The following is a 14,071-nucleotide window of genomic DNA, read 5'->3' on the forward strand; positions in this document are numbered from 1 at the left end:
AGGCTGAAAATGAGGCGGAGCTGGTAGAGAGGCGAAGCTGGTAATGAGGCGAAGCTGGTAATGAGGCGAAGTTGGTAGAGGGGGGCGCTGTCGGCGCTCGGGGTCGTCCCATAAGTCAGCCTACTTGATGTGAAAGATAATCGATAAACAGATGAAAGGTTAGTACCTCCCTCCGATGCTATACGCTCCCGAAACCTGAATGGGCAAACCATTTGCAAGGTTTCAGGAGCGTATGAGGCAATCTACGGGAGGTATATACACCTTCTCTCTTATCGATTTTCTCATCAAGCTCCGCTATGGGACAGGCCTTTTGCGTTGTGCTGTGAACTTTGCCGAACATCGGCTTCTTCCTCGCTGGAGTACCGCCTGGCGGTCTTATTGGCTAGTCCCCGGCGTTTTCTCGCCAATAGGGCCGCCTGACAGTCTTATTCGCTGGTCCCCGGCATTTTTCTGGCCAATAGGGCCGCCTCGCGGTCTTATTCGCTGGTCCCCGGCATATTTCTCGCCAATAGGGCCGCCTCGCGGTCTTATTCGCTGGTCCCCGGCATATTTCTCGCCAATAGGGCCGCCTGACGGTCTTATTCGCTGGTCCCCGGCATTTTTCTCGCCAATAGGGCCGCCTGACGGTCTTATTCGCAAGTCCCCGGCATTTTTCTCGCCAATAGGGCCGCCTGACGGTCTTATCTCGCTGGTCCCCGGCATTTTTCTCGCCAATAGGGCCGCCTGACGGTCTTATTCGCTGGTCCCAGGCATTTTTCTCGCCAATAGGGCCGCCTCGCGGTCTTATTTGCCGGAAATCAGCTGCCTCACGCTGATAGTGCAATCTATATCTTGGCGCTAACTTCAGCAGTAGAGGGTAGCTAAGCCTCGGCGCTACCCAGGCGGGGATAAAAACCCAAATATTACTTAAGATCCAACCACTGGAGACGAATAGTCTACTTAACCTGATAACATTGCCCTCTTCCCTCTCCTTCTCTCCTTCCCTCCTTCCCTCTCCCCACCACCTCCTCGCCCACCAATCCCAATCTGCGCTGCAGAGTTGCATTGTCCTGTCTTTTCAGCCGTTACTGCGAGTCGAAAGGAAACGGCAACGGCGGATTCTGACGAGTTTTTTTGCGTACATATTTCTTCGTGGTCGGCTTGGACACCTGTAACGTCAAGCGCTCTCACTCTCTTGCCGCGAGTTGAAGCGAATATTTACGTTGACAGGCGGTATTTGTCCTAAGCGAACCTCGGTCGTCCATCATAAGTTGTGGAGGATCAAGTAAAAAATTTATACGGAGCAGGTGTTCGAAAATATGCGCATTCTGATCGTCGCCCCCGAGCAAATTCCCGTTCCTCCGCCGCTCGGGGGGTCGGTAGAAATTACGATTCTGGCCTTAGCCAAGCAGTTGGCCCGCAAACACCGAGTCACAATCGTCAGCCGGGCTCACCGCCGCTATCCGCGCCATTCCGTCATAGACGGAGTGCACATCCACAGGGTGCCTTCCGGCACTCGGGAGACTTACTTGTCCAATGTCAAAAAATTCATTCGAGGGAAAAGCTTCGATCTCGTGCAGGTCGACAACCGCCCCCGTTTCGTCGGCCCGATCAAACAAATGTCTCCCGGCACTCCGGTCTCGCTTTTCCTTCATTCCTTAACCTTCGTCTCGCCGCCGTATGCGACGCGTTCCTCTGCGGCAGCCGGTCTCTCTCAAGCCGACATCGTCATCGCCAACAGCACGTCGCTGAAGAAGCAGCTATCCGCCCGGTTCCCGGGATCCGCAGGCAAAATCCGCAAAGTGTGGCTCGGAGTGGACACGCTCAGATTTACGCCTCCGGGCAAACGAAACTCGGATCGAGCGTTCACAGTGTTGTTCGCCGGCCGCGTCATTCCCCGCAAAGGCGTTCCCGTGCTCCTAAAGGCGATAAAATTGGCCCAGAAGTCCGCGCGTCGACCGATACAAGCGATCATCGCGGGCGGTTCTCCTCGTCCCGGTTATTCGCAACGTATGCGTGCGCTTGCCCTGAAGCTTCGGGTAAACGCCCGATTCCTCGGAACTGTTCCGCACCGCCGCATCCATCGCGTATTCCGCAAGGCCGACGTTTTCGTCTGTCCTTCTCAAAAGCACGAAGCGTTCGGGCTTGTGAATGTGGAAGCGATGGCTTCCGGCGTTCCGGTCATCGCCTCTAGCAACGGCGGCATCAAGGAGATCGTGCGGCATAACCGCAACGGGATTCTTGTGCGGCGCTATCGTCAGCCGCAGTCTTTCGCGACGGCGATCGCCAAGCTCGCCGGCAACAAAGCGCTGCGGCTGCGCATGGCGCGGGCGGCCAGACGGGACAGCTTGCGGCAATTCAGCTGGCAGGCCACGGCAGCCCGGCTCGGTCGAATCTACAAAGCAAGAACATAGAGTTTCTCCGTCCTCTAAAAATAACCCGACCCTCTTCGCAATTGCGACGGGGGTCGGGTTATTTTGGGGAAAGCTGTTTATTTTCGTCCATAGGCTCTCGCATATCGTCTGATTCTCTTGAAAATGGACGGATCGGGCAGCTTGCGGAAAATGTACGGATCGGGGCTTGTATTGACTTCGATAATCCAAGGCTTCAAGGACCGGTCCATACCGATGTCGACGCCAACCTCGCAAACGCCGGGATACTTACGCCGCAATGCCTGCCCTGCGTTGACGCCAATGCGTTCAAGCGTCCGGAGCGTACTTCGCGCCGAATTCTCGCCCATATGACCGCTGAGCAGCCGGTTTACAGGTGCGAGTCTGCCCCCGCTGTGGTAGTTGGTCACGATTTTGCCCGGAGCCGCCACCCTGCCGATCATTCCGGTCGTTCGCCACATTTTGCGCGGAGTTAACTGTGCCATAACGCGCAGATCGAATACACGTCCCTTGTGCTTAAGCAATCGGATGCCTCGTTGAATCAAATATCTTCTACCACGGATAGAACGACGAATCTCATCGGCCATTGCTCCGCAGGAGGAGTAGGTTTGCGTGCGCTTGCCGTACCGCAGCCGGTAGCGGCCGTCGCCGAGGATCTCGGCGCGCATAACGCCTTTCCCATGCGTACCCGATTCCGGCTTGATATAGACCATTCCGTAGCGCTCAAGCGCGCTTCTAAGCTTGGCGCCCTCAAATCGGGTCGTCTCGGGAACGAGCCGCCGCAACGATACGCTCCCCATTAACGCCGCGGTTTTCTTCCACTTGCTGCTCACATGCCGGGGCACAGGGCACCTCCTTGGAATCATAATGCGAGCATACGATTCCAGTGTATGAAGCGGGAAGGTCGCCGGAGACAAAAACAGGCTATCGCATGCGCTCTGCGCATCCGCTAATTCGTTGCCGCAAGATCGTTCGCCGCGTGCGCGATCTCCACCCGGTTGCGGCCCTGATGCTTCGCCCGATACAGCGCTTCGTCCGCCACGCGGAAGAGCTGCTCGGCACTGCGGGCAGAGTCCGGATAGTGCGCCGCTCCGATCGACAGCGTCACTATGCCGCCCGTCGGACCATTCGTCTCCGACATATATTTCCGAATGCGCTCCGCCGCCTCCATTGCGGGATCGAACAGTTCGTCAGGCACAAGAACGATAAACTCCTCCCCGCCGAACCTGCAAATCACGTTGTTTTCCTTAAGCAGCTGACGCAGACTGGTCGCCAGAAACTTCAACACCTCGTCTCCGACGTCGTGCCCGTACGTATCGTTAACGCTTTTGAAATGATCCAAATCCATCACGAGCAGCGAGAACGGATTCCCGCTGGCAATCCAGCTTCCGATAAACTTGTCCATCGTCCTTCGGTTGAACAAACCCGTCAACGGATCGGTCTGTGCCTCCTGAGACAAGCTGTCGAACTGATAGCGAAAATGCCGAACCGCTCTTCCGAACGCCTTGTGAAGCTCATTGGCTTCATAGTTTAGACCGTGAATCTTCGGCAGCTCATCCGCTCCGCTATTCGTCGGGGAAAGCAGCGAAGCAAACTCGGTCAGCTTGACCAACGGCTCGGACAACTTGCGTACGAGAATAGTGATCACGACGACAAAAAGCATCAGCGCAGGCAGCATATACAGCATGATCGACATGATCAGCCGTTTCGCCGACTCTAGCACGGATTCGGCAGGCGTCTGAGCGACAATCCCCCAACCGGCGCTGCCTATCGGTGCGTAGCTGGCCAGCATGTCGACTCCTCTTGTATTAACGATTCTCTTCGAACCGCTCAATCCGGAAACCACGCTGGAGACGACCGGATTCTCGGTCACCTTCTCCCCGATGCGCCCCGAATCGGGATGATAGAGCAGCACGCCTTTGGAGCTTACCACGTAGGCGTACGAGCCGTCCGATTCGTTCGGAACGCTGCCCAGCACCGTCTGGAAAATATTCGTCTCGTGCAGCCGAATCGATCCTCCGATAAACCCGATATAATTGCCGGAAGCATCGTGAAGGGGGGCGCTGACCATTACGATCAACTTGTTCGTTACTGTGCTTACGTACGGCTCGGAGACAAGCTCCCGCTGTTCCCGAAGCGCCTGCGTCGCACCTGCGGACGCCAGCTTGCTGCCCACAGCCGAAGGCAAATTCGAGGCGACGATTAACGTGCCTTCCTTGTCGACGATAAATACGGAGTTATAAAAAGAGCTTCCCTCTTGAAACCGCACGAGCTGGTCCTTCAAATCTGAACGGGTCAGGTCCTCCGATACAGACTCTCCCGTTATCGCCAGGCCATTCATCATATGCTTAAAAATGAAATTCGTCGTTTCGGCAATTTTGTCCGCGTATACTTCGTTTAGCTGAAACGTCAACCGGAATAGCGATTTCTTCTCATTCTGATAAGCCACGAACGATATGATGACGACTGTAGCCAATACTGTAGCCAAAACGATTGCGTTTACTGTCGATCTTAGCTTAAATCCTATGTTTTTGCGCATTTCACTAAACCCCTATAGCTCTCTTTGCTGATGTATTCGATTAATTCGTTGCTGCGACTTCGTTCGCCGCGAGCGCGATCTCCACCCGGTTGCGGCCCTGATGCTTCGCTCGATACAGCGCTTCGTCCGCCACGCGGAAGAGCTGCTCGGCATTGCTCGCGAACCCCGGATAATGCGCCGCTCCGATCGACAACGTCACTTTGCCGCCCGTCGGGCCGTCCGTCTCCGCCATATATTTCCGAATGCGCTCTGCCGCCTCCAGTGCGGAATCGAATCGTTCGTCAGGCACAAGAACGATAAACTCCTCCCCGCCGAACCTGCAAATCACGTTATCTTCCTTAAGCAGCTGACGCAGACTGGTCGCCAGAAACTTTAATACCTCGTCCCCGACGTCGTGCCCGTACGTATCGTTAACGCTTTTAAAATGATCCATATCCAGCACGAGCAGCGAGAACGGGTTTCCGCCCGTTATCCAGCTTCCGATAAACTTGTCCATCGTCCTTCGGTTAAACAAGCCCGTCAACGGATCGGTCTGAGCTTCCTGAGACAAGCTGTCGAACTGGTAGCGAAAATGCCGAACCGCTCTTCCGAACGCCTTATGAAGCTCGTTGGCTTCATAGTTAAAACCGTGAATTTTCGGCAGCTCGTCCGTTCCGCTATTCGTCGGAGAGAGCATCGAAGCAAAATCGGTCAGCTTAACCAGCGGTTCGGACAATCTGCGCACAAGCAGGGTGATCACGACAACAAAGAGCAGCAGCACCGGAAGCATATACGTAATAATCGCCATAATCAGCCTTCGCGCCGACTGCAGCACGGATTCGGCCGGGGTCTGAGCGACGATGCCCCATCCCGCCTTCTCGATCATGGCGTAGCTGGCCAGCATTTCAATATCGTTGCTGTTCACTAGGCTGAGCGAGCCCGAGCCTCGTTCTCCCGCCGCGATTTTTGCTACGATCGGATTGCGCGCCACTCTCTCTCCGATACGTTTCGGGTCTGGATGATATAGAAGAATGCCTTCCGAGCTAACGACATAGGCATACGAACCGTCCGCCTCATTCGGAACGCTGCCCAGCACCGTCTGGAAAATATTCGTCTCATGCAGCCGAATGGTGCCGCCGATAAAGCCGATGTACCTCCCGGAATTGTCCTGCAAGGGAGCGCTTACCATTACAACCAAATTTTTAGACAATGGATTGACATAGGGCTCGGAGACGAGCGCACGCTTCTCTTTCAGCGCCTGTTCCACGCCCGCGGACTTCATCTTCTGCCCTCGACGAAGCGAGGAAAGATCAGAAGCGTCCACGAGATTGCCCTCCTTATCAACAATAAACGTAATATTGAAAAACGCATTGCTCTGCTGAAAAAGCATCAGTTGGAAATGCAAATCCGTACGCGACAGATCCGACGCCAAGTATCTCCCCGTAATCGCCAGCCCCTGCGTCATATTGTGAAAAATCGAATTTGTCGTCTCGGCGATTTTATTGACGTAGACTTCGTTTAATTGGTAGGTTAGCCGAATGAGCGACTTCTTCTCGTTTTGGAACGCAACTAATGAAATAATGACAACCGTGGCCACTACCGTAATCAATACGAGCGCATTTACCGTTGAGCGTAACTTAAAACCTCTGTTTTTGCGCATATACATGACCCCTATAGTTCTCTATACTCATTAATTCGACGTATTCGACACAAGCCTGCATTTTCCCTGCGCCGAAGTGCATATCCGCAACGATTATCTTCGAGAAGACCTTTTCAGTCTGTGAAAAGAGCGCCCGAAGGCGCTCCGCTAATTGTTTGCCCACATCCTCTCGGAACAGAGCATCCGTCTCTTCGACTTTGGTCTGTATCCTCCTGGCCGAGGCTATCTGCTATTCAAGCTTCTTCTGCTCAGAGCTGCTGTCAATCGACCGCTCTCCCTCGGTCAGATTGCGCAGCCACTGATGAATGTCCACGCCGGTAAGGGCTCCGACCGTCTCCGGCATTTTCGCGAGCAGGTCGGTTACATACCCGGTCACCTTACCCGCTCCGCCGTTCGGTCCGCTGCCTCCTCCGTCGACGATGACAATTTTCTCCGTCTTCGCAAGCGGCTCGGCAATTGCCCGGGCAATTTCCGGGAATTTCTGTACGATCAGCTCGATAACGGCAGCTTCTCCATACTTGCGCAGCGCGTCCGCGATTTTGTCCTTCGCTTCCGCTTCGGCGAGACCCTTCAGACGAATAACGTCCGCTTCGGCCGTACCTTCCGCACGTTCCTTGTCCGCGTTAGCATTACCGGCCAATCTGACAGCTTCCGCTTCCGCTTTAGCTTTGGCTTCAATCTGGTAGCGATCGGCCTCGGCCCGCTGCTCCTGCGCGAAGCGCTCCGCTTCGGCCTGCTTCTTCACCGTAGCGACCAGCTCGCGCTCGCGCCGTTCGATCTCCTTGGCTTCCAGCTCGATTTGCTTTTCGCGCTCGATGACCTGGATTTGCATTTCTTCGGCTTTAACCGCCTGCAGCGTCTTCGCCTCCTGAAGCTTGTAGGATTGGTCCGCTTCAGCCTTCTTCATGTCCTGCTCGCGCTTGAATTCCGCCTTCTTCACTTCCATCTGCTTATGCGATTCAGCAATGTTCGTCTCGGCGGAGAACTCCGCCTTCTTGCCTTCCTCCAACGCCCGCGACTTGGCGATCTGTTCGTCCCGATAAGCGTTGGCCTTGGCGATCTCGGCGTCGCGTTTGACTTGAGCGATCTGCGGCTGGCCCAGTGCGTCCAGATAACCGTTCTTGTCGCGAACGTCGCGAATCGTGAACGATACGATTTGCAATCCCATTTTGTTAAGATCGCTTGCTGCAACCTCCTGCACGTTCCTCGCAAACTCTTCGCGGTTTTTGTATACGTCTTCCACCGTCATCGTTCCGAGAATGGCGCGCAGATGGCCCTCCATCGTTTGAGTGGCAATGCTTTTGAGTTCCGCTTCGGGTTTGCCGAGGAATTGTTCGGCGGCAGTCGCCATCGACTCCAAATCGCCCTTGATCTTAATCTGGGCAATGCCTTCCACCATAACCGGAACCCCGTGCATCGTATAAACCTCCGGGGTATGTACGTCGACCGTCTGCACCTGCAGCGACAGGAACGACGCTTCCTGGACGACCGGCCAGACGAACGCTCCTCCCGCTTTGACGATCTTCATCCCGTCGCGCGTCAGCGCCCCGGTCACAATCATCGCCTGATCGGCCTTAACCGTGCGGTATCTTGATGCGAAAACGACGATCAGTAAAATCACGACAAGCACAATGCCTACCGGAATGTACAAGGTTGCGTCCACATTCATATGAAGTCCTCGCTTTCTGTAATAGATTGCGCAAATGCGCTTTACGCTTCCTCCACCACGAAGGTGCCGGCGATCTCATCCACAATTCTGACTTGAGCGCCTTGCCGGATCGAAACGTCGCCATAGGTCTTTGCCGGCGCGCTATGCCTCGATCCCCCTTGCTCATACACGATTTCTCCCAAACGCGAGCTCAGGATGGATGTTGTGACTTCCGCCAGCGCTCCGATCATCAGCTTCGCGGATTTGGCGCTTCCTTTTTGCGCCGCCTGCAAAGGAATGACGACCAGGAACAGCACCACCGAGGACACACCCAGCGCGATCAGAAGCGATAAGCCGGCGATCGGTATCGCGGACCATTCGGTATTATGCAGCAGCATGTATCCTACTCCGCCAAACACCGTCAGGAATGTCGCGACAATCGTCGGCGACAAAAAAGGCAGCTCTCCCGTATGGATGTCCAGACTGAACAAATCTCCTACGAAAGCCGATAGCACCGCATATCCGACTCCTATGCCGAACAGCACAATCATCAACGTTTCCAAGTTGCCCCGCACCTCCTTCCGTACCTTCGTGGCGGTCTAATAAGTAATACGTAAAAATCGTTGGAAAGTTACTCCTTTTTTGTATTGATCAAGGACGCTGAACCAGCTGCCGCAAAAAACGGCACTCCCGCCACGGGAATGCCGCCGTCCTTACGATCAATACACCTTCTTCTGCTCCCGATCCGATTTCAAAATCTCCACCGCTTCCTTAAACCTAAGCGAGTGTACGATCTCCCTTTCGCGCAAAAATTTGAGAGAATCCTGAATGTCGACATCGTCCGTGTAATCGATTAGCCACTGGTAAGTCGCTCGGGCTTTCTCTTCTGCGGCGATGTCCTCGTACAGATCGGCGATTGGATCGCCCTTGGCGGCAATATAGGCGGCAGTCCACGGTACGCCCGCAGCATTGTTGTAGAACATCGCACCGTCGTGATTCACGAAGTTCGCGCCGAGTCCCGCCGCCTCCAATTGCTCCGGAGTCGCGTCCTTCGTCAGCTTATAGATCATCGTGGCGATCATCTCGAGGTGCGCAAATTCCTCCGTTCCTATATCAGTAAGTAATCCGATGACTTTGTCCGGAATCGTATACCGTTGGTTCAAATAACGAAGCGCCGCAGACAGCTCTCCGTCCGCGCCTCCGTACTGCTCGACAAGGTAACGAGCCATTCGGGGATCGCACTTGCTGACTCTGACCGGATATTGCAGCTTTTTTTCATAAATCCACATATTTCCGCCTCCTCCCTATACTTGCCACGGCCATGGCGTGTCGATCCACTGCCACGGAAACCGGCTGTAGCTCAGCCCGAATTGCAGCAGCGGACCGTATTTGATCTCGAATTCATGCGCGATCTGACGCCTCCTCTGCGAAAGCTGATTAAATTGCTGAACGGCCTGCATATCGTTGGGATGGGTATCCAAATAAAGCGTCAATTCGACCAGCGCGAAATCCGTCTTCTGCAGCTCGAACAGTTCCTTGCAATAGGCGTCGTCCCCCCTTGCGCCCGGCTCGGGAGCTTGATCCTGACCGTCTCGATAGCCCGGATAGTCCCGGTTGTGGCGATCGTACGTATCGTGGCGTCCGTTCCAATCGTTGCGATCATTTCGATCATTTCGGTCATTACGATCGTTACGTTCATTGCGCTCGTTGCGTTCGTTACGTTCGTTACGATCGCTGCGTTCATTGCGATCGAATCGATCAGCCATTGCCTTTCCCTCCTTTCGCCGAGCGCCGGGCCGGATAATTGCTGTACAGCGCGGGCCACAGAGTGCCCTTCCGCAGCGCTTCCTCCAACGAGAATTGCGGCAGATTCATTGGCTGAAACGAGATATATTGATTAGGCGGAACGACGTACCATTTCACGCGGATGGGAGGGCAAGGGTCGTGCGGCCCGACATAGGGCTTCCAACTCCGCCACTGAGAATCGTACATGATGCTGTTACCTCCTCTGTTGTTCGCCGATCTCGGCGCGATAGACGTAATTATCCGCTAATATCCTATGCCCAAAGTCCTACGTTTCTGACACCCTCTTTAAAATAAAGACGCCCCCGAGACTTTCCATGCGGACGCAGGCTGTACGCCTGCGGCTTCCGCGCGGATCGTCCAAGGACGTCTTCCTCTTCCTTGCTATTGAAATTTGATTTTAAAATCGAACAGTCCCGCCTTGCGCATCGCCATGAACACAATGACAACGATCGGTCCGAGGAATACGCCGACGATGCCGACCAGCTCATAGCCGACATAGAGGCTGATCAGGGCCGACAAGGCGCTGATTCCGACCGCGTCTCCGAGAATTTTCGGCTCGACGATCCGGCGCACGACCGTGATGACGAGGAATAACAAAATCAATCCGATACCGGTGTACATGTCTCCGACGGCGATCTGGAACGCCGCCCACGGGACGAGCGCCGAGCCTACGCCAAGCACGGGGAGAATGTCGACGATCACGATGACGAGCGCTATGGCGAGCGGATATCCCGTTCCGATGATCAGTAGACCGGCGAATGATAAAATATAAGTAATGACGCTGAGCAGCAGCTGCGCGCGCAGAAATCCAAACACCGATCTGCGCAGGCTGGCCAGCACTTCCTCCACCTGAAGCTTTGACTTCTCTTCGAACAAAGACAGGAACGAGCTTTTCATCATCGGCAGGCTCAACGTGAACAAATAAACCGCGACCAGGAACACGATAAAAAAGATAAAAAAGTCCGGTATGCCCGATGCGAAGCTGAACAGCACCCCGGACAGCTTCGTGGACAGCTGGCTGAGCGCGGCCGTGATGTTGGACACCCAGGTCTCGAGCTGATCCGGCAGCGGCGCTGCTCCGTGGTTTGAATAGGTCTGCGCCTGCTCGATCAAGCTTTGTATGTACTCGCTGGCATCCTCCAGCATGCTTGGCATTTTATCCAGAAACGCTCTCAGCTCGCTAACCAGCTTCATGCCGAGCAAGCCGAGCAACCCAAGCAGAACTACGGTGAACAGCGTGCTGGAAACGGTCGATGCGGCCAACCGGTTCATCCTCGCCTTGTTCATAAACTGCAGCGTGAGCGGCTCTAGGAAGATGGCCACGACAAGCGCAAGCAAGAACGGCGCGCCTACCGTAAACAGCAAATACAAAAATAAGAGTGAGGAAACCATCAGCACAATGGCTCGAATCGGCACGCCTTTTCCCTCTTCCCGGGCTCTCCCGCCGCTACTGATTGTCTGGGTTCGATCGCGATGCTTTATCGGGGGAATCCGCCAACGCTAGTTTATTTTTGTAAATATGCACCCGCTGTACGCGAAGCCGTTCCGTCTGGGCAATTTCGAAGACGTAGCCTTCATGGACGACCTTCTGTCCTTTGGAGATGGTGCCCTCCAAGTGGTTGAACAGCCAACCGCCGATCGAATCCACTTCGTCGTCTTCGATATCCAGGCCGAACAGATCGTTCACGTCCTCTATCAGCATACGCCCGTCCACGGAAGTTAATTCCCCTTTGATCACGACGTTCGGCAGCTCATCGTCGAATTCATCCTGCAGTTCTCCGACCAGCTCCTCCAAAATCGTCTCGGCCGTCAGCATGCCTGCGGTTCCGCCGTATTCGTCGATGACGATGGCGACCTGAGATTTTCGGCGCTGCATCAGCTTCAGCACCTTGCTGATCTCCATCGATTCCGGCACGCTTAGAATCGGACGCAGAAATTCCTTGAGATTATGCTCCTCATCCGGATCGGCGGTTAGCAAATCGGTAATGTGCACGAATCCGATAATCTGATCCTTGTCCTCGACACCGACCGGGTAACGCGTATGTTTAGTGGCATACACGAGCTTCATGTTGTCCGCGTACGAAACGTTCGTAAACAGGCAGTCCATGTCGGTTCTCGGAAGCATGACCTCGCGAGCGACCCGGTCGGCGAACTCGAAGACGTTGTCGAACAACGTCATCTCGTCCTTGTCGATAATGCCGCTCTTGGCGCTCTCATCCATCAGAATGCGAATTTCTTCTTCCGTATGGGCCGCTTCATGCTCGCCGGCCGCTTCGACTCCGATCAGCTTGAGCAGACGGTTAGCCGCGCCGTTCAATAACCAGATAAACGGCAGGAACAGCCGATAGAACATGAGCAGCGGCAAGCTCAGCCAGAGCGAGACGCCTACGGAGCGCTGAATCGCCAACGATTTCGGAGCCAATTCCCCGAGCACGATATGCAGAAATGTGATGATGCAAAAAGCGGCTACGAACGCGATCGAATGGATCACCGTTTCGTCCGTTACGCCGAACCCGTGAAGCAGAGGCGCAATAATCAGATCGGCGATCGCCGGTTCCCCGACCCAGCCCAAGCCCAGCGAAGCCAAAGTAATGCCTAATTGCGTCGCAGACAAATAGGCGTCCAGCCTCTGATTTACCTTCAGCGCGTATTTCGCGCGAACGTTGCCTTCATTGCTCAGCTGAGTCAGCCGGCTTTGCCGCACCTTGACGAGCGCAAACTCGGACGCAACGAAAAAACCGTTAAGGAGTACCAGGAATAATACGAGAACGACGTTCCAGAAAATCAAATTCCATTCGAGTTCCAAGTGAACGTATTCCTCCTTATCTTCGCGGGCGGAGCACTATCGTATTTTTATGGAAGGGCTCGCCTTGTCATAAAGTCGACATCCCTGTAGTACATGTCCTGAACAAGCAAATTGGGGCCGCAGCACCCTGCGGCGGGACAATGGCAGTTGATCGCCTGCTGCATCGGATGCTCCCGCCACTTGGCGAACACGTCGTCCAGCTTTTCCTCCCGGATATTGCCGAACGGGGGAACCGAGGCAAAATCGGTCACGTAGACGTCGCCGCTAAACATATTGACGTTAACGCGATTGCGGCCGTCAGGATCGTTGCGGACGGTCACATTCGGCTCAGATCTCAATCTGGACACGAGCCGGCGTTCCTCTTCCTCTTCGCTGCAGGCGAAAAACGGCAATGTCCCGAACAGCATCCATATCCCAGGGTCGCGCACATCAAGCAGCGTCTTTACCGCATCCATCATTTGCCGTCTGGTAATGACCGGAAGAGAGGACGCAAACGAGCTGGGATACATCGGGTGTACCTCATGGCGCAGGCAGCCCATCTCGATAATAAGTCGATGAATGTCCGCAATGCGCTCATGCGTACGGTAGTTGATCATCGATTCCGCGGATACGAACAGACCGCCCTCGGAGAGCCTTCTAGCATTATCGATCATTCTCTCGTACAGCTTGGAAGTCGTCTCAAGCCGAACGCTGCGCCCGGTGCGAGCGAAGCCGACCTGATGGAAATCCTCGGCTTGCGTATAGTTAAAAGAGATGTGCATGACGTCCAAATAAGGCGCAATCAGCTCATACCGTTCGAAATCCAAAGTGACGTTAGAGTTAAGCTGCGAACGTATGCCTCTCTCGCGCGCATACTTCAATACAGGCAATATGACGTTCTTAACCGTCTCGAGGCGAAACGTGGGCTCCCCTCCGGTTATGCTGATCGTCTCCAGATGGCGCACTTCGTCCAATCTGCGGAAAAGTAAGTCTAGCGGAAGATGCGGCGCCTCTGTCATCGTTAAGCCGTCGCCTACGGCGCAGTGCTCGCATCTCATATTGCACAGATGAGTCACCGTCAGCTCCACGCTCGTCAACTCGTGTCTTCCGTGCTGCTGCAGGGAACGAATCGGATCCCATGGATCGTAAGCGGGAGATAATACGGGCCAGTCGGAAGGAGCGGCAAAAGGAGCCGCCTTCGCTGGCCGGGATAAAGCTTGCTGCATCGTTCATGCTCCTGTCGTTCTTTACGTTATTTTTATTGTAATGGTCGGAGCCGATAAAA

12 protein-coding genes are annotated in these 14,071 nt (G+C 54.7%); 1 reads left to right on the forward strand and 11 read right to left on the reverse strand.

Going from position 1 to position 14,071, the window contains the following annotated elements:
• Nucleotides 1–1,298 precede the first annotated feature (1,298 nt).
• Nucleotides 1,299–2,393, forward strand: coding sequence for a glycosyltransferase family 4 protein (locus DFP98_RS03535; protein ID WP_116059291.1), 1,095 nt, complete (start codon nucleotides 1,299–1,301; stop codon nucleotides 2,391–2,393).
• A gap of 77 nt (nucleotides 2,394–2,470) precedes the next feature.
• Here the strand turns inward: DFP98_RS03535 and DFP98_RS03540 are convergent, their stop codons facing one another.
• The 11 genes from DFP98_RS03540 to yfkAB form a co-directional block, all read right to left on the reverse strand.
• On the reverse strand, nucleotides 2,471–3,214 hold the full coding sequence (locus DFP98_RS03540) for a YheC/YheD family protein (RefSeq protein WP_246016395.1): 744 nt from the start codon (nucleotides 3,212–3,214) through the stop codon (nucleotides 2,471–2,473).
• Nucleotides 3,215–3,318: 104 nt separating this feature from the next.
• Entirely contained in the window at nucleotides 3,319–4,908 is a 1,590-nt protein-coding gene (locus DFP98_RS03545) for a sensor domain-containing diguanylate cyclase (protein ID WP_116059175.1), read from the reverse strand.
• Nucleotides 4,909–4,948: 40 nt separating this feature from the next.
• Complete coding sequence (locus tag DFP98_RS03550) at nucleotides 4,949–6,547, reverse strand: sensor domain-containing diguanylate cyclase (RefSeq protein WP_181917467.1); 1,599 nt, start codon at nucleotides 6,545–6,547, stop codon at nucleotides 4,949–4,951.
• 229 nt (nucleotides 6,548–6,776) lie between these two features.
• Nucleotides 6,777–8,216 (reverse strand): flotillin family protein, encoded by a 1,440-nt coding sequence (locus DFP98_RS03555; RefSeq protein WP_246016396.1) that lies wholly within the window; start codon nucleotides 8,214–8,216, stop codon nucleotides 6,777–6,779.
• 41 nt (nucleotides 8,217–8,257) lie between these two features.
• On the reverse strand, nucleotides 8,258–8,758 hold the full coding sequence (locus tag DFP98_RS03560; RefSeq protein WP_116059177.1) for an NfeD family membrane protein: 501 nt from the start codon (nucleotides 8,756–8,758) through the stop codon (nucleotides 8,258–8,260).
• A 156-nt stretch (nucleotides 8,759–8,914) separates the two neighbouring features.
• Nucleotides 8,915–9,484: a manganese catalase family protein gene (locus DFP98_RS03565; RefSeq protein ID WP_116059178.1), complete on the reverse strand. Its 570-nt coding sequence runs from the start codon at nucleotides 9,482–9,484 to the stop codon at nucleotides 8,915–8,917.
• Nucleotides 9,485–9,499: 15 nt separating this feature from the next.
• Nucleotides 9,500–9,727, reverse strand: a complete 228-nt coding sequence (locus DFP98_RS39665) for a spore coat protein CotJB (RefSeq protein ID WP_246016408.1) — start codon at nucleotides 9,725–9,727, stop codon at nucleotides 9,500–9,502.
• 226 nt (nucleotides 9,728–9,953) lie between these two features.
• Nucleotides 9,954–10,187 carry a spore coat associated protein CotJA gene (locus DFP98_RS03575; protein ID WP_116059180.1) on the reverse strand — a complete coding sequence of 78 codons (234 nt, stop codon included), beginning with the start codon at nucleotides 10,185–10,187 and terminating at the stop codon, nucleotides 9,954–9,956.
• 195 nt (nucleotides 10,188–10,382) lie between these two features.
• Nucleotides 10,383–11,417 carry a sporulation integral membrane protein YtvI gene (ytvI, locus tag DFP98_RS03580; protein WP_116059181.1) on the reverse strand — a complete coding sequence of 345 codons (1,035 nt, stop codon included), beginning with the start codon at nucleotides 11,415–11,417 and terminating at the stop codon, nucleotides 10,383–10,385.
• 31 nt (nucleotides 11,418–11,448) lie between these two features.
• Nucleotides 11,449–12,807, reverse strand: coding sequence for a hemolysin family protein (locus tag DFP98_RS03585; protein WP_116059182.1), 1,359 nt, complete (start codon nucleotides 12,805–12,807; stop codon nucleotides 11,449–11,451).
• 47 nt (nucleotides 12,808–12,854) lie between these two features.
• Nucleotides 12,855–14,012 (reverse strand): radical SAM/CxCxxxxC motif protein YfkAB, encoded by a 1,158-nt coding sequence (gene yfkAB, locus DFP98_RS03590; RefSeq protein WP_116059183.1) that lies wholly within the window; start codon nucleotides 14,010–14,012, stop codon nucleotides 12,855–12,857.
• Nucleotides 14,013–14,071 lie beyond the last annotated feature (59 nt).

It is taken from the genome of Cohnella phaseoli, from assembly GCF_003386235.1.
In the GTDB taxonomy this organism is placed as follows: domain Bacteria; phylum Bacillota; class Bacilli; order Paenibacillales; family Paenibacillaceae; genus Cohnella; species Cohnella phaseoli.

What these genes read in the sequence shown, in the direction of transcription:
- DFP98_RS03575 (WP_116059180.1), bottom strand. Translation starts at nt 10,187, where the DNA reads ATGTACGATTCTCAGTGGCGGAGTTGGAAGCCCTATGTCGGGCCGCAC.
- DFP98_RS03550 (WP_181917467.1), bottom strand. Translation starts at nt 6,547, where the DNA reads ATGCGCAAAAACAGAGGTTTTAAGTTACGCTCAACGGTAAATGCGCTC.
- DFP98_RS03535 (WP_116059291.1), top strand. Translation starts at nt 1,299, where the DNA reads ATGCGCATTCTGATCGTCGCCCCCGAGCAAATTCCCGTTCCTCCGCCG.
- yfkAB (WP_116059183.1), bottom strand. Translation starts at nt 14,012, where the DNA reads ATGCAGCAAGCTTTATCCCGGCCAGCGAAGGCGGCTCCTTTTGCCGCT.
- DFP98_RS03555 (WP_246016396.1), bottom strand. Translation starts at nt 8,216, where the DNA reads ATGAATGTGGACGCAACCTTGTACATTCCGGTAGGCATTGTGCTTGTC.
- DFP98_RS03545 (WP_116059175.1), bottom strand. Translation starts at nt 4,908, where the DNA reads ATGCGCAAAAACATAGGATTTAAGCTAAGATCGACAGTAAACGCAATC.
- DFP98_RS03565 (WP_116059178.1), bottom strand. Translation starts at nt 9,484, where the DNA reads ATGTGGATTTATGAAAAAAAGCTGCAATATCCGGTCAGAGTCAGCAAG.